Source organism: Pseudomonas sp. AGC41, assembly GCF_057334555.1.
Genome location: NZ_JBHFJB010000156.1, coordinates 10,088 through 24,994, shown reverse-complemented (window position 1 = coordinate 24,994; position 14,907 = coordinate 10,088). Strand labels below are relative to the sequence as shown.

13 protein-coding genes and 3 tRNA genes are annotated in these 14,907 nt (G+C 58.8%); all 16 read left to right on the top strand.

Features of this window, described 5'->3' with window-relative positions; genetic code table 11:
- A partial coding sequence (ftsH, locus tag ACE04F_RS26660; RefSeq protein WP_486110575.1) for an ATP-dependent zinc metalloprotease FtsH occupies nt 1–1,530 on the top strand: 1,530 nt, incomplete at its 5' end.
- Between the two features lie 8 nt (nt 1,531–1,538).
- Nucleotides 1,539–2,390, top strand: a complete 852-nt coding sequence (gene folP, locus ACE04F_RS26655) for a dihydropteroate synthase (protein ID WP_486110574.1) — start codon at nt 1,539–1,541, stop codon at nt 2,388–2,390.
- Nucleotides 2,391–2,406: 16 nt separating this feature from the next.
- On the top strand, nt 2,407–3,744 hold the full coding sequence (glmM, locus tag ACE04F_RS26650) for a phosphoglucosamine mutase (RefSeq protein WP_486110573.1): 1,338 nt from the start codon (nt 2,407–2,409) through the stop codon (nt 3,742–3,744).
- A gap of 66 nt (nt 3,745–3,810) precedes the next feature.
- Nucleotides 3,811–4,566 (top strand): triose-phosphate isomerase, encoded by a 756-nt coding sequence (gene tpiA / locus ACE04F_RS26645; RefSeq protein WP_486110572.1) that lies wholly within the window; start codon nt 3,811–3,813, stop codon nt 4,564–4,566.
- A 4-nt stretch (nt 4,567–4,570) separates the two neighbouring features.
- On the top strand, nt 4,571–4,954 hold the full coding sequence (gene secG / locus ACE04F_RS26640) for a preprotein translocase subunit SecG (RefSeq protein WP_486110627.1): 384 nt from the start codon (nt 4,571–4,573) through the stop codon (nt 4,952–4,954).
- Between the two features lie 21 nt (nt 4,955–4,975).
- Nucleotides 4,976–5,061 (top strand) — tRNA-Leu (locus ACE04F_RS26635).
- A 97-nt stretch (nt 5,062–5,158) separates the two neighbouring features.
- A tRNA-Met gene (locus tag ACE04F_RS26630) sits at nt 5,159–5,235 on the top strand.
- A gap of 138 nt (nt 5,236–5,373) precedes the next feature.
- Entirely contained in the window at nt 5,374–5,832 is a 459-nt protein-coding gene (rimP, locus tag ACE04F_RS26625) for a ribosome maturation factor RimP (protein WP_053118762.1), read from the top strand.
- Between the two features lie 59 nt (nt 5,833–5,891).
- Nucleotides 5,892–7,373, top strand: a complete 1,482-nt coding sequence (gene nusA, locus ACE04F_RS26620; protein WP_047229054.1) for a transcription termination factor NusA — start codon at nt 5,892–5,894, stop codon at nt 7,371–7,373.
- Between the two features lie 27 nt (nt 7,374–7,400).
- On the top strand, nt 7,401–9,917 hold the full coding sequence (gene infB / locus ACE04F_RS26615; protein WP_486110571.1) for a translation initiation factor IF-2: 2,517 nt from the start codon (nt 7,401–7,403) through the stop codon (nt 9,915–9,917).
- A 159-nt stretch (nt 9,918–10,076) separates the two neighbouring features.
- Nucleotides 10,077–10,478, top strand: coding sequence for a 30S ribosome-binding factor RbfA (rbfA, locus tag ACE04F_RS26610; protein WP_181287552.1), 402 nt, complete (start codon nt 10,077–10,079; stop codon nt 10,476–10,478).
- Nucleotides 10,479–10,481: 3 nt separating this feature from the next.
- Nucleotides 10,482–11,399, top strand: a complete 918-nt coding sequence (gene truB / locus ACE04F_RS26605) for a tRNA pseudouridine(55) synthase TruB (protein WP_486110570.1) — start codon at nt 10,482–10,484, stop codon at nt 11,397–11,399.
- Between the two features lie 142 nt (nt 11,400–11,541).
- Entirely contained in the window at nt 11,542–11,811 is a 270-nt protein-coding gene (gene rpsO, locus ACE04F_RS26600) for a 30S ribosomal protein S15 (protein ID WP_011332409.1), read from the top strand.
- Between the two features lie 194 nt (nt 11,812–12,005).
- On the top strand, nt 12,006–14,111 hold the full coding sequence (gene pnp, locus ACE04F_RS26595; RefSeq protein ID WP_486110569.1) for a polyribonucleotide nucleotidyltransferase: 2,106 nt from the start codon (nt 12,006–12,008) through the stop codon (nt 14,109–14,111).
- A gap of 125 nt (nt 14,112–14,236) precedes the next feature.
- Nucleotides 14,237–14,312 (top strand) — tRNA-Thr (locus ACE04F_RS26590).
- Nucleotides 14,313–14,556: 244 nt separating this feature from the next.
- Complete coding sequence (locus tag ACE04F_RS26585; protein ID WP_486110568.1) at nt 14,557–14,862, top strand: DUF6388 family protein; 306 nt, start codon at nt 14,557–14,559, stop codon at nt 14,860–14,862.
- The last annotated feature ends 45 nt before the right edge of the window (nt 14,863–14,907 follow it).

The following is a 14,907-nucleotide window of genomic DNA, read 5'->3' as shown; positions in this document are numbered from 1 at the left end:
GGGAAGGGCGGGCCGATGAGTTTCGGCAAGAGCAAGGCCCGACTATTGTCCGAAGATCAGGTCAAGACCACCCTGGCTGACGTCGCCGGTTGCGATGAAGCCAAGGAAGAAGTCGGCGAGCTGGTTGAATTCCTGCGTGATCCAGGCAAGTTCCAGCGCCTGGGCGGGCGCATTCCCCGCGGCGTACTGATGGTGGGTCCACCGGGTACCGGTAAAACCTTGCTGGCCAAGGCAATCGCCGGCGAAGCCAAGGTTCCGTTCTTCACCATTTCCGGTTCCGACTTCGTCGAGATGTTCGTTGGCGTCGGTGCCAGCCGTGTCCGCGACATGTTCGAACAGGCGAAGAAGCACGCGCCATGCATTATCTTCATCGACGAGATCGACGCCGTTGGTCGCCACCGTGGCGCCGGCATGGGCGGCGGTCATGATGAGCGCGAGCAGACCCTCAACCAGTTGCTGGTCGAGATGGACGGTTTCGAGATGAATGACGGCATCATCGTGATCGCCGCCACCAACCGTCCGGACGTGCTCGACCCTGCGCTGCTGCGTCCAGGTCGTTTTGACCGTCAGGTCGTGGTGGGGCTGCCGGACATTCGTGGTCGCGAGCAGATCCTGAAGGTCCACATGCGCAAGGTGCCCATGGGGGATGACGTTGCTCCGGCGGTCATCGCTCGCGGCACACCGGGTTTCTCCGGTGCCGACCTGGCGAACCTGGTAAACGAAGCGTCGCTGTTTGCTGCTCGCTCCGGCAAGCGTGTCGTGGAGATGAAGGAATTCGAACTCGCCAAGGACAAGATCATGATGGGCGCCGAGCGCAAATCCATGGTCATGTCGGAAAAGGAAAAGCAGAACACCGCTTACCACGAGGCAGGACATGCCATCGTCGGTCGCGTTGTGCCTGAGCATGATCCGGTGTACAAGGTTTCGATCATTCCGCGCGGTCGTGCGCTGGGTGTGACGATGTTCCTGCCGGAAGAGGACCGTTACAGCCTGTCCAAGCGTGCGCTGATCAGCCAGATCTGTTCGCTGTATGGTGGCCGTATCGCCGAGGAAATGACGTTGGGCTTTGACGGCGTGACGACGGGTGCCTCTAACGACATCATGCGCGCAAGCCAGATTGCCCGGAACATGGTTACCAAGTGGGGCTTGTCCGAAAAGCTCGGCCCGCTGATGTACGCCGAGGAAGAGGGCGAAGTGTTCCTGGGTCGTGGCGGCGGTGGCCAGCATGCAAGCTTCTCTGGCGAGACGGCCAAGCTGATCGACTCGGAAGTTCGCAGCATCATTGACCAGTGCTACGGCACGGCCAAGCAGATCCTTACGGACAACCGCGACAAACTGGACGCGATGGCTGACGCACTGATGAAATATGAAACCATCGATGCCGAGCAAATCGACGACATCATGGCCGGCCGCACACCTCGTGAGCCTCGTGACTGGTCCGGTGGTGGCACCGGTACCTCCGGTACGCCTCCAGCGGTACAGGGTGAGCGTCCCGAGACGCCCATCGGTGGTCCGGCCGCCGACGTCTAAGGCTTGTAATGACTTCTGTTCAGTCCTCTAACCGGTTGCCTTGCGGCAACCGGTTTCTTGATTTGGCCCGTGCGCATGTCATGGGCATTCTTAATGTCACTCCCGATTCCTTTTCCGATGGCGGAAGATTCTGCCAGCTCGACGCTGCTTTGCGACATGCCGAGGCCATGGTGGCAGCGGGTGCAACGCTGATCGATGTCGGCGGTGAATCGACTCGTCCCGGGGCACGGTCGGTCTCGCCAACCGAAGAGCTGGAGCGAGTGGCGCCGATCGTCGAGCGGATACACCGCGAGCTTGATGTCATCATTTCGGTGGATACCTCCACGCCAGCGGTCATGCGCGAGGCGGCGCGCCTGGGTGCCGGGCTGATCAACGATGTCCGCTCCTTGCGGCGCGACGGTGCGCTGGATGCAGCAGCGGCAACCGGATTGCCGGTGTGCCTGATGCATATGCTCGGCGAGCCGGGGACCATGCAGGACGATCCGCACTATGATGATGTGACCAGGGAAGTTGCTGATTTCCTCGCCGAGCGCCTCGGCCAGTGCGCTGCCGTAGGCATTCCTGCCGAGCGGATCATCCTTGATCCCGGGTTCGGCTTTGCCAAGACCCTGGCTCACAACCTGAGTTTGTTCAAGCATATGGAAGCCTTGCATGCCTTGGGGCGGCCCCTGTTGGTTGGCGTCTCGCGAAAGAGCATGATAGGCAATGCTTTGGGGCGTCCAGTGGGAGAGCGCCTGTATGGCGGTCTCGCCCTGGCGGCCTTGGCCCTAACCAAAGGTGCGCGTATTTTGCGCGTGCACGATGTAGCCGAAACGATGGATGTCGTGCGGATGATCGACGCTGTGGATTCAGCCGAATAAGAATGACGGAGCACTTATGAGCAAGAAATATTTTGGCACCGACGGTATTCGTGGTCGGGTCGGCGAATACCCTATCACCCCTGATTTCATGCTCAAGCTCGGCTGGGCTGCCGGCATGGCGTTCCGCAAGATGGGCGCGTGCAAGGTTCTGGTCGGCAAGGACACGCGAATTTCCGGCTACATGTTCGAATCGGCTCTCGAGGCCGGCCTTACCTCGGCGGGCGCCGATGTGATGTTGCTGGGTCCGATGCCGACGCCGGCCATTGCCTACCTGACACGTACTTTCCAGGCCCAGGCAGGGATTGTGATCAGTGCTTCGCACAACCCTCATGATGATAACGGCATCAAGTTTTTCTCTGGCAAGGGCACCAAGCTGCCGGACGAAATCGAGCTGATGATCGAAGAGCTGCTGGATGCGCCAATGACGGTGGTCGAGTCGAGCAAGATCGGCAAAGTGTCGCGGATCAACGATGCATCGGGTCGTTATATCGAATTCTGCAAAGGCAGTGTGCCGACCGGTACGAGTTTTTCCGGTCTGAAAATCGTTGTCGATTGCGCGCATGGCGCAACCTATAAGGTCGCCCCCAGCGTTTTTCGCGAGTTGGGCGCCGAGGTGGTGGTGCTCTCTGCCCAGCCCAACGGGCTGAACATCAACCACAATTGCGGCTCGACCCATACCGAGGCATTGCAGGCTGCGGTCCTGGCCGAACATGCCGATCTCGGGATCGCTTTCGACGGCGACGGTGATCGGGTGTTGATGGTCGACCATACCGGTACGGTCGTTGATGGTGATGAGTTGCTGTTCATCATCGCGCGCGATCTGCATGGTCGCGGCAAGCTGCAGGGCGGTGTGGTCGGTACGTTGATGAGCAACCTCGGGCTTGAATTGGCCTTGGCGGATCTGGATATCCCATTCGTACGGGCTAATGTCGGCGACCGCTACGTGATCTCGGAATTGCTGGAGCGCAACTGGGTCATTGGTGGCGAGAATTCCGGCCACATCGTCTGCTTCGACCATACCACCACTGGTGATGCGATCATCGCTGCGCTGCAAGTGCTGATGGCGCTCAAGGCCCGTAACGAAGGGCTGGCGCAGTCGCGCCAGGCGCTGCGCAAGTGTCCGCAAGTTTTGATCAATGTGCGTTTTGGTGGAGGCGTCAGTCCTCTTGAGCATGCGACGGTCAAGCAGGCCGGCGAGCGCATAACACAGGCTATGGCCGGGCGTGGGCGGGTGTTGTTGCGCAAGTCCGGCACGGAGCCTTTGGTGCGCGTCATGGTCGAAGGCGAGGATGAAGCACAGGTCCGCGGTTATGCCGAAGAGCTGGCGAAGCTGGTTACTGAAGTTTCTGCCTGAATTCGGCTTGCCAGTCATGAATCGGTTGGGTAACATCTGCGCCCACTTTGACCGACGAGGTACAGCATGCGTCGCCCTATGGTAGCTGGTAACTGGAAGATGCACGGTACCCGCGCCAGCGTCGCTGAGCTGATCAAGGGCCTTCGTAACCTGGCCTTGCCAAGCGGTGTTGATGTAGCGGTGTTCCCGCCTTGCCTGTATATCAACCAAGTGGTTGATGGCTTGAAAGGCAAGTCGATTTCGGTTGGTGCACAAAACTCTGCAGTGGAATCCATGCAGGGTGCATTGACTGGTGAGATCGCGCCGAGTCAGCTGGTGGATGCAGGATGTTCACTGGTCCTGGTCGGTCATTCCGAGCGTCGTCTGATCATGGGCGAGCAGGACAAGACCCTGATTCGCAAATTCGCTGCGGCGCAGGCTTGTGGCCTCATTCCGGTGTTCTGCGTAGGGGAAACCCTCGAGCAGCGTGAGGCAGGCAAGACTCTCGAAGTTGTTGCTCGCCAGTTGGGCAGCATTATCGAGGACCTGGGTGTCGGTGCGTTTGCAAAGGCAGTCATCGCTTACGAGCCAGTCTGGGCCATCGGCACCGGGCTGACTGCTTCGCCCCAACAGGCGCAGGATGTGCACGCCGCCATCCGCGCGCAGTTGGCGCAAGAAAATTCTGAAGTGGCACGAGGTGTGCGGCTTCTATACGGCGGCAGCGTGAAGGCGGCCAATGCGGTCGAACTGTTCGGCATGCCGGATATCGATGGGGGGCTCATTGGTGGAGCGTCCCTGAATGCAGATGAGTTCGGTGCGATCTGTCGCGCCGCGGGAAACTGAAAAAATGCTGGAAACAGTCGTAGTCGTTTTTCATCTGCTGGGTGCACTGGGTGTAGTTGCTCTCGTATTGCTGCAGCAGGGTAAAGGTGCGGATGCTGGTGCGTCTTTTGGTGCAGGTGCTTCAAATACTGTATTCGGAAGCCAAGGTTCCTCTACCTTTCTTAGTAAGTTTACTGCTATACTCGCCGCCGGTTTCTTCATAACCAGCTTAGGGTTAGGTTACTTTGCTAAAGAGAAGGCTAATGAGCTGACTCAAGTAGGTTTGCCAAACCCAGCGGTGTTGGAAGCGCCAAAGCAACAACCGGCTTCTGATGATGTCCCGGTGCTTCAAGAGCAAAAGTCGGCCAATCCGGCGACTGACGTACCTCCAGCTCAAGAGCAGAAGTAAGAAGGTTTCACACGTTGTATTGCCGAGGTGGTGGAATTGGTAGACACGCAACCTTGAGGTGGTTGTGCCCATAGGGTGTAGGGGTTCGAGTCCCCTTCTCGGTACCAATTATCAGGAGAGCCCGCAATTGCGGGCTTTCTTGTAGGTGGAAGCGTTACATTGACCCTGTAAGGGAACGGTCGTATACTTCCGCCCCAGCTTTGTCGCGGGATGGAGCAGCCTGGTAGCTCGTCGGGCTCATAACCCGAAGGTCGTCGGTTCAAATCCGGCTCCCGCAACCAGTTTCAGGGCCCCTTCCAAGGGGCTTTTTGTTAGCTGGACATTTACAACGCCGCTGTTCGACGGCGTTTCAGGGATGGGCGATTCGCCCATTTTTTTTTATTTGCATGGCATGCACATACATGCACGAGGGGGTTCAGGTGTCGAGCAAGCTAGAACAGTTGCAGGCCTTGTTGGCCCCGGTGGTCGTGGCCCTTGGCTATGAATGCTGGGGTATTGAGTTTTCGGCTCAAGGTCGCCACTCACTGTTGCGCGTTTATATCGATAAGGAAGGCGGCGTGTTGGTGGATGATTGCGCCATCGTCAGCCGTCAGATCAGTGGTGTGCTGGATGTTGAAGATCCCATCACCTCCGAATACACCCTTGAAGTTTCCTCGCCTGGCATGGAACGCCCTCTGTTCACTCTTGAACAGTTCGCTTTGTTTGCCGGTGAACAAGTGAAGATCAAGCTGCGCTCGCCCTTTGAAGGCCGACGCAACTTCCAAGGCCTTCTGCGCGGTGTGGAAGAGCAGGATGTCGTGGTGCAGGTAGATGACCATGAGTTCCTGTTGCCGATCGATATGATCGACAAGGCCAACATTATTCCCAGTTTTGACTGATACGTGCCAGATACTGCGGATCCCGCGGATCCAATGGCTTGCGAAAGGCGAGGCGTACGATGAGCAAAGAAGTACTGCTGGTTGTTGAGTCGGTATCCAATGAAAAGGGCGTACCGGCTAACGTTATTTTTGAAGCACTGGAGCTGGCCCTGGCCACTGCTACCAAGAAGCGCTTCGAAGACGAAGTTGATTTGCGTGTGGAGATCAATCGCCACACCGGTGCCTACGAGACTTTCCGTCGCTGGACGGTAGTCGAGGAGGCCGACCTGGATGATCCGGCTATCGAAACCTGGCCGAGCAAGGTTGCGGAAACGCATCCTGGCGCCAAGGTGGGTGATGTCGTCGAAGAAAAAATCGAGTCCATCGAATTCGGTCGCATTGCTGCACAGACTGCCAAGCAGGTCATTGTGCAGAAGGTTCGCGAAGCCGAGCGAGCGCAAGTCGTCGACGCTTATCGCGAGCGCCTGGGGGAAATCATCTCCGGCACCGTGAAAAAAGTCACCCGCGACAACGTGATCGTTGATCTGGGCAACAATGCCGAAGCATTGCTGGCCCGTGAAGACATCATTTCTCGCGAAACTTTCCGGGTTGGCGTGCGGTTGCGTGCGCTGCTCAAGGAAATCCGCACCGAGAACCGCGGCCCGCAGCTGATCCTGTCGCGTACCGCGCCGGAAATGCTGATCGAGTTGTTCCGCATCGAAGTGCCGGAAATTGCTGAAGGCCTGATCGAAGTAATGGCCGCCTCCCGTGATCCGGGTTCGCGCGCCAAGATCGCGGTCCGCTCCAAGGACAAGCGCATCGACCCGCAAGGTGCCTGCATCGGCATGCGTGGTTCGCGCGTCCAGGCCGTATCCGGCGAGTTGGGCGGCGAGCGTGTGGATATCGTCCTGTGGGACGATAACCCGGCTCAGTTCGTGATCAATGCCATGTCGCCCGCTGAAGTGGCGGCAATTATCGTCGACGAGGATGCCCATGCCATGGACATCGCCGTCGGCGCAGACAATCTCGCTCAGGCCATCGGTCGCGGTGGTCAGAACGTGCGTCTGGCTAGCCAATTGACTGGCTGGACCCTGAACGTGATGACCGAATCGGACATCCAGGCCAAGCAGCAAGCTGAAACCGGCGACATCCTGCGCAACTTCATCGAAGAGCTTGAAGTCGATGAAGAGCTGGCGCAGGTGCTGGTGGATGAAGGCTTTACCAGCCTGGAAGAGATTGCCTACGTACCGGTGGAGGAAATGCTCAACATCGACGGCTTTGACGAGGACATCGTCAACGAGCTTCGCGCTCGTGCCAAGGATCGCTTGTTGACCAAAGCCATCGCTACTGAGGAAAAGCTGGCAGACGCCCATCCGGCCGAAGACCTGCTCTCGCTTGAGGGCATGGACAAGGATTTGGCGATGGAACTGGCGGTGCGCGGCGTAATTACCCGCGAAGACCTGGCCGAGCAGTCTATTGACGATCTGCTCGACATCGACGGCATTGACGATGATCGTGCCGGCAAGTTGATCATGGCCGCCCGAGCCCACTGGTTCGAGTAATTAGGCGCGGCCTGAGGAGAGAAGTGCATGACGCAAGTCACGGTGAAACAACTGGCCGATGAGGTCAAAACACCGGTAGAGCGCCTGTTGCAGCAGATGCGTGAGGCAGGTCTGCCGCACACCGCCGCCGAGGAACATGTGACCGACAGTGAGAAGCAGTCCCTGCTCACTCACTTGAAGAGCAGTCACAAGGCGAAAGTGGAAGAACCGCGCAAGATCACTCTGCAGCGTAAAACCACCAGCACCCTGCGTGTTGCCGGTAGCAAAAGCATCAGCGTTGAAGTACGCAAGAAGAAAGTCTTCGTACAGCGCAGCCCGGAAGAAGTCGAAGCCGAGCGCAAACGCGAACTGGAAGAACGTCGCGCGGCAGAAAATGCTGCACGTCAGAAGGCTGAAGAAGAAGCCAAGCGTCGCGCCGAAGAAGAAGCGCGTCGCCAGCCTGCTGCTGCGCAATCTGCTCCAGCCGAAGTGGTCGAGACGCCTGCGGCAGCTGAGCCAGTGCGTGAAAGCGCTCCTGTCCTGGCAGCTGCCCCGGCGCCGGCGGACACCCGCAAGCGCGACGAACAACGTCGTCCGGACAAGCCACGTGCCGACGACAACCGTCGTGGCAGTGGCGATGGCGAGCGCAAAAACGCTCCTCATCGTGCTTCGGTCAAGGAAAAGGCGCCTGCACCGCGTGTCGCGCCACGTACCACCGACGAAGAAAGCGATGGCTTCCGTCGCGGCGGTCGCGGCAAGGCCAAGCTGAAGAAACGCAACGCCCACGGTTTCCAGAGCCCTACCGGCCCTGTCGTGCGTGAAGTGAAGATCGGCGAGACCATCACTGTGGGCGATCTGGCCCAGCAGATGTCGGTCAAGGCTGCTGAAATCATCAAGTTCATGTTCAAGCTGGGCACGCCAGCCACCATCAACCAGGTACTGGACCAGGAAACTGCCCAACTGGTTGCCGAAGAGCTGGGCCACAAAGTGACCCTGGTCAGCGACACCGCCCTGGAAGATTCCCTGGCCGAGTCCCTGAAGTTTGAAGGTGAAGCAGTTTCCCGTGCGCCGGTCGTGACCGTCATGGGTCACGTTGACCACGGTAAAACCTCGCTGCTCGACTACATCCGTCGTGCCAAGGTAGCCGCTGGCGAAGCCGGTGGTATCACCCAGCACATCGGTGCGTACCACGTTGAAACCGACCGTGGCATGGTGACGTTCCTCGATACCCCGGGCCACGCCGCGTTTACCGCGATGCGTGCCCGTGGTGCCAAGGCGACCGACATCGTGATCCTGGTCGTTGCAGCGGACGACGGCGTGATGCCGCAAACCATCGAAGCGGTCCAGCATGCCCAGGCTGCTGGCGTGCCACTGGTGGTAGCAGTGAACAAGATCGACAAGCCGGGCGCCGATCTCGATCGCATCCGCAGCGAACTGTCGGTCCACGGCGTGACTTCCGAAGAATGGGGTGGCGACACTCCTTTCGTTCCGGTCTCGGCGAAGATGGGTACCGGCGTTGACGAACTGCTCGAAGCCGTTCTGTTGCAAGCCGAAGTTCTGGAATTGACCGCTACACCTTCGGCTCCTGGCCGTGGTGTGGTCGTTGAATCGCGTCTCGACAAGGGCCGCGGCCCGGTGGCTACCGTCCTGGTTCAGGACGGTACCCTGCGTCAGGGCGACATGGTGCTGGTCGGTTCGAACTATGGCCGCGTGCGCGCCATGCTCGACGAGAATGGCAAGCCAATCAAGGAAGCCGGTCCGGCTATCCCGGTCGAGATCCTCGGCCTGGACGGTACTCCGGATGCTGGCGACGAGATGAGCGTTGTGGCTGACGAGAAGAAGGCCCGTGAAGTGGCTCTGTTCCGTCAAGGCAAGTTCCGCGAAGTCAAACTGGCTCGCGCTCACGCCGGCAAGCTGGAAAACATCTTCGAGAACATGGGCCAGGAAGAGAAGAAGACGCTCAACATCGTCCTCAAATCCGACGTCCGTGGTTCGCTCGAAGCGTTGAACGGCGCCTTGAATGGCCTGGGTAACGACGAAGTGCAAGTGCGCGTTGTCGGTGGCGGTGTCGGTGGTATCACCGAATCCGACGCCAACCTGGCCCTCGCTTCCAACGCTGTACTGTTCGGCTTCAACGTGCGTGCCGATGCCGGCGCGCGCAAGATCGTCGAGCAGGAAGGCCTGGATATGCGTTACTACAACGTGATCTACGACATCATCGAAGACGTCAAGAAAGCCTTGACCGGTATGCTCGGCAGCGACGTTCGCGAGAACATCCTGGGCGTGGCCGAAGTGCGCGATGTGTTCCGTTCGCCGAAGTTCGGCGCGATCGCCGGTTGCATGGTGATCGAAGGTGTCGTTCACCGTAACCGTCCGATCCGCGTATTGCGTGAAGACATCGTGATCTTCGAAGGCGAGCTGGAATCCCTGCGCCGCTTCAAGGATGACGCTTCCGAAGTGCGTGCCGGCATGGAATGCGGTATCGGCGTCAAGAGCTACAACGACGTCAAGGTCGGCGACAAGATCGAAGTCTTCGAGAAGGTCCAGGTTGCTCGCAGCCTCTGACTCGCGTACTTCAAGAGCCGTACCGGGCAGCCGCATGAATATGCGCTGCCTGGCTGGCGGACTCTAAACGCAACGCCCGGTCTGGCTTTTGCCAGGCCGGGCGTTTGCCGCTTTCAGACCTCACGGGTTTGACCGTGGGGCAGTAACAGGTAACAAGACATGGCAAAAGAATATAGCCGTACCCAACGAATCGGCGATCAGATGCAGCGCGAGCTGGCCCAACTGATCCGTCGCGAAGTCAAAGACCCGCGCGTCGGCCTGGTGACCATTACCGCTGTTGAAGTCAGCCGTGACGTTGGTCACGCCAAGATCTTCATTACGGTGATGGGTCAGGACAGCGCCGAAGAAATCGCCCAGAGCATCAAGGTGCTCAACTCGGCAGCCGGTTTCCTGCGCATGCAACTGGCGCGGGAAATGAAGCTGCGCAGCGTTCCACAGCTGCACTTCCACTACGACGAAAGCGTCGTGCGGGGTGCGCATCTGTCGGCGCTGATCGAGCGTGCCGTCGCTGAAGACAGTCAGCATCCGGCTGCCGCTGAACCCGAAGACACCAAGGAGTAATCGGTGGCTCAGGTCAAACGTATCCGTCGTAACGTCAGCGGCATCATCCTGCTCGACAAACCGTTGGGATTTACCTCCAACGCGGCGTTGCAGAAAGTCCGCTGGCTGCTCAATGCTGAAAAGGCCGGGCACACCGGCAGCCTCGATCCACTGGCTACCGGCGTGCTGCCGCTGTGCTTCGGCGAGGCGACCAAGTTCTCTCAGTACCTGCTCGATTCCGACAAGGGTTACGAAACCCTGGCACTACTGGGCAAGACCACCACCACGGCGGACGCCGAAGGTGAAGTTTTGCTGGAGCGCCCGGTGACCGTTGGTCAGGCGGATGTCGAAGCGGTGTTGCCGAAATTTCGCGGGCAAATCAGTCAGATACCGCCGATGTACTCCGCTTTGAAGCGCGATGGACAGCCGCTGTATAAACTGGCCCGTGCAGGCGAAGTAGTGGAGCGCGAACCGCGTTCTGTTACTATTGCGCGCTTGGAATTGCTGGCCTTTGACGGTAATACTGCGCGGCTGGCCGTGGATTGCAGCAAAGGCACCTATATCCGTACCCTGGTGGAGGATATCGGCGAGCAGCTCGGCTGTGGCGCGTACGTGGCAGAATTGCGACGGACCCAGGCCGGGCCTTTCACCCTGGCCCAGACGGTCACGCTGGAAGAGCTCGAAGCGGTACATGCCGAAGGCGGCAACGAAGCGGTCGACCGTTTCCTCATGCCTTCGGACAGCGGTTTGCTGGATTGGCCACTCTTGCAATTCTCGGAACACAGCGCGTTCTACTGGCTCAATGGCCAGCCGGTGCGCGCCCCGGATGCGCCGAAGTTCGGCATGGTCCGGGTGCAGGATCACAACGGTCGCTTCATCGGTATCGGTGAAGTGAGCGAAGACGGGCGTATTGCGCCGCGTCGACTGATTCGGTCGGAATGACCGGAACCAGCCTGCATAAAGCAGGTTGGCGAGTGTGGCTGTTAACAGGCACGGTCACTACTCATTTATAGATACAGGGATTTGTCCCTGGCCTGTTGAAGCTGTTTCTTTGAAACAGTTTCCTGACTAAAAGGATTGCCTCATGGCTCTCGACGTTCAAGAAAAAGCTCAAATCGTAGCTGACTACCAGCAAGCTGTTGGTGACACTGGTTCGCCAGAAGTGCAAGTTGCACTGCTGACCGCCAACATCAACAAACTGCAAGGTCACTTCAAGGCCAACGGTAAAGATCACCACTCCCGTCGTGGTCTGATCCGCATGGTAAACCAGCGTCGCAAGCTGCTGGACTACCTGAAAGGCAAGGATGTGAGCCGTTACAGCGCTCTGATCGCTCGCCTGGGTCTGCGTCGCTAATCAGCGATTGCGCTAGAGGTTGGTGGTCTGTCGTACGTCAGTGGGTTTCCCGCTGGCGCATGGCAGGCTCCCAGCCTCAAGTTTTATCTGGATACACGTTTTACCCTGGACAGGCGTCGGGCCGATTCCCGTCATTGCCCAAGAATTTCGCAAGAAGACAAGTTCCCCAAGAGCCACAAAGAAGGTAGGACACCGTGAACCCGGTAATCAAAAAATTCCAGTTCGGTCAGTCGACCGTTACCCTCGAGACTGGCCGTATCGCCCGTCAGGCCTCCGGCGCAGTGCTGGTCACCGTTGACGACGACGTCAGCGTATTGGTGACCGTCGTCGGTGCCAAGCAAGCCGATCCAGGCAAGGGCTTCTTCCCTCTGTCTGTGCACTACCAGGAAAAGACCTACGCCGCGGGCAAGATCCCTGGCGGTTTCTTCAAGCGTGAAGGCCGTCCTTCCGAGAAAGAAACCCTGACCTCCCGACTGATCGACCGTCCGATCCGTCCGCTTTTCCCTGAAGGTTTCATGAACGAAGTGCAGGTTGTCTGCACCGTCGTTTCCACCAGCAAGAAGACCGATCCGGACATTGCTGCGATGATCGGTACCTCGGCTGCGCTGGCGATCTCCGGCATTCCTTTCGATGGCCCTATCGGCGCTGCCCGTGTTGCGTTCCACGAAAGCACTGGCTACCTGCTGAACCCGACCTACGAGCAACAGAAGGCATCGAGCCTGGACATGGTCGTGGCCGGTACTTCCGAAGCCGTGCTGATGGTTGAATCCGAAGCCAAGGAACTGACCGAAGACCAGATGCTGGGCGCCGTGCTGTTTGCCCACGACGAGTTCCAGGTGGTTATCAACGCCGTCAAGGAACTGGCCGCCGAAGCCGCCAAGCCAACCTGGACCTGGGCTCCTCAGCCAGAAGCCACCGAGCTGCTGGGCGCGATCCGTGCCGAGTTCGGCGAAGCGATCTCCAAGGCCTACACCATCACCATCAAGGCCGACCGCTATGCGCGTCTGGGCGAGCTGCGTGACCAGGTCGTTGCCAAGTTCTCCGGCGAAGAAGGCCAGCCATCGGCCAGCGACGTCAAAGCGGCTTTCGGTGAAATCGAATACCGCACCGTTCGCGAAAACATCGTCAACGGCAAGCCGCGTATCGACGGTCGTGACACTCGCACCGTGCGTCCGCTGAACATCGAAGTCGGCGTTCTGCCAAAGACCCACGGTTCGGCTCTGTTCACCCGTGGTGAAACCCAGGCGCTGGTCGTTGCGACACTGGGCACCGCCCGTGACGCGCAACTGCTCGACACCCTGGAAGGCGAAAAGAAAGACCCGTTCATGCTGCACTACAACTTCCCTCCGTTCTCGGTGGGCGAGTGTGGTCGCATGGGTGGCGCCGGTCGTCGCGAAATCGGTCACGGCCGTCTGGCCCGTCGTTCGGTCCAGGCCATGCTGCCGGCCGCTGACGTGTTCCCGTACACCATTCGTGTGGTATCGGAAATCACCGAGTCCAATGGTTCGAGCTCGATGGCTTCGGTCTGCGGCGCTTCCCTGGCTCTGATGGACGCTGGTGTGCCGATGAAGGCGCCGGTGGCCGGTATCGCCATGGGTCTGGTCAAAGAAGGCGAGAAATTCGCCGTCCTGACCGACATCCTGGGTGACGAAGACCACTTGGGCGACATGGACTTCAAAGTGGCCGGTACCGCCAAGGGCGTCACCGCACTGCAGATGGACATCAAGATCAAGGGCATCACCGAAGAGATCATGGAAATCGCCCTGGGCCAAGCCCTGGAAGCGCGCCTGAACATCCTCGGCCAGATGAACCAGATCATCGGTCAGTCCCGTACCGAACTGTCGGAAAATGCTCCGACCATGATCGCGATGAAAATCGACACCGACAAAATCCGTGATGTGATCGGTAAAGGCGGCGCGACCATCCGTGCGATCTGCGAAGAAACCAAGGCTTCGATCGACATCGAAGACGACGGTTCGATCAAGATCTTCGGCGAAACCAAGGAAGCGGCAGAAGCAGCACGCCAGCGCGTCCTGGGCATCACCGCCGAAGCCGAGATCGGCAAGATCTACGTCGGCAAGGTTGAACGCATCGTCGACTTCGGCGCGTTCGTCAACATCCTGCCGGGCAAGGACGGTCTGGTTCACATCTCCATGCTGAGCGATGCTCGCGTCGAGAAAGTGACCGACATCCTGAAAGAAGGCCAGGAAGTGGAAGTGCTGGTACTGGACGTGGATAACCGCGGCCGTATCAAGCTGTCCATCAAGGACGTCGCGGCAGCCAAGGCATCGGGCGTTTAATCACCCCATCGTCTAACTGCTGAACAAGCAAACGCCCCGACTGGTTCGGGGCGTTTTGCTGTGTGGTGAAAATCCCTTCAGGGCAGGTTGCCTGCCCTCGGGGACGATGCTAGGTTTAGCGCCACGCCCGTGTAGCTCAGTCGGTAGAGCAGCGCACTCGTAACGCGAAGGTCGCAGGTTCGATTCCTGTCTCGGGCACCAGATTCTTGCAAGAGATTATGGCTTCTGCCCAAGCTCCTCACGTCCTTCCATTTGATTCCCGTAGTTGCACTGTCTCGCGTCTCTGTTAGGATTCTTTTGTCCCAGACAGGCAAGCACCTTTGTTTTCAGATGATCCACGAATGGTTCTGAAGGCCAGGTGAACCGGGCTTCCAACGGCTTCCTGCGTCAGAGAGATCCTTGATGATCCAGATCCATCTTCCATTCCCAGATCAGCGAGAACGCCATGACCGCTAAAGAATTATCCCAAGAAGCCAGACACGAACAAGCCCTGGAAAAGTACCTCAAAGAAACGCCGCAATTGCGGAAAGAGATCAAGGACTTGTCCGCCGATGATCAGAAAGACCAGATCCAGTGGGCATTCGAGGACGAGGCCGAAGCCCAGGGCCTGCAGCCTTGGGAGCTGACGCTCAAGTACACCAGCAAGCCGGAAGAGTTTGAGGCGCAGCGCGTTGCCTTGCACAAGGAAGCGGCCGAGGTGCTGGGTGTGGAATGGGATGAGTACTGCGAGATGAATAATCTGGTGGTCTGAGAACACGCGGTAAGAGTGACACTGTGGCGGGGGGGGGGGGGGGGG

Bases quoted from the DNA above. Each gene is read 5' to 3' on its own strand.
- folP (WP_486110574.1), top strand. From the start codon at position 1,539: ATGACTTCTGTTCAGTCCTCTAACCGGTTGCCTTGCGGCAACCGGTTT.
- glmM (WP_486110573.1), top strand. From the start codon at position 2,407: ATGAGCAAGAAATATTTTGGCACCGACGGTATTCGTGGTCGGGTCGGC.
- tpiA (WP_486110572.1), top strand. From the start codon at position 3,811: ATGCGTCGCCCTATGGTAGCTGGTAACTGGAAGATGCACGGTACCCGC.
- secG (WP_486110627.1), top strand. From the start codon at position 4,571: ATGCTGGAAACAGTCGTAGTCGTTTTTCATCTGCTGGGTGCACTGGGT.
- nusA (WP_047229054.1), top strand. From the start codon at position 5,892: ATGAGCAAAGAAGTACTGCTGGTTGTTGAGTCGGTATCCAATGAAAAG.
- infB (WP_486110571.1), top strand. From the start codon at position 7,401: ATGACGCAAGTCACGGTGAAACAACTGGCCGATGAGGTCAAAACACCG.
- rbfA (WP_181287552.1), top strand. From the start codon at position 10,077: ATGGCAAAAGAATATAGCCGTACCCAACGAATCGGCGATCAGATGCAG.
- rpsO (WP_011332409.1), top strand. From the start codon at position 11,542: ATGGCTCTCGACGTTCAAGAAAAAGCTCAAATCGTAGCTGACTACCAG.
- ACE04F_RS26585 (WP_486110568.1), top strand. From the start codon at position 14,557: ATGACCGCTAAAGAATTATCCCAAGAAGCCAGACACGAACAAGCCCTG.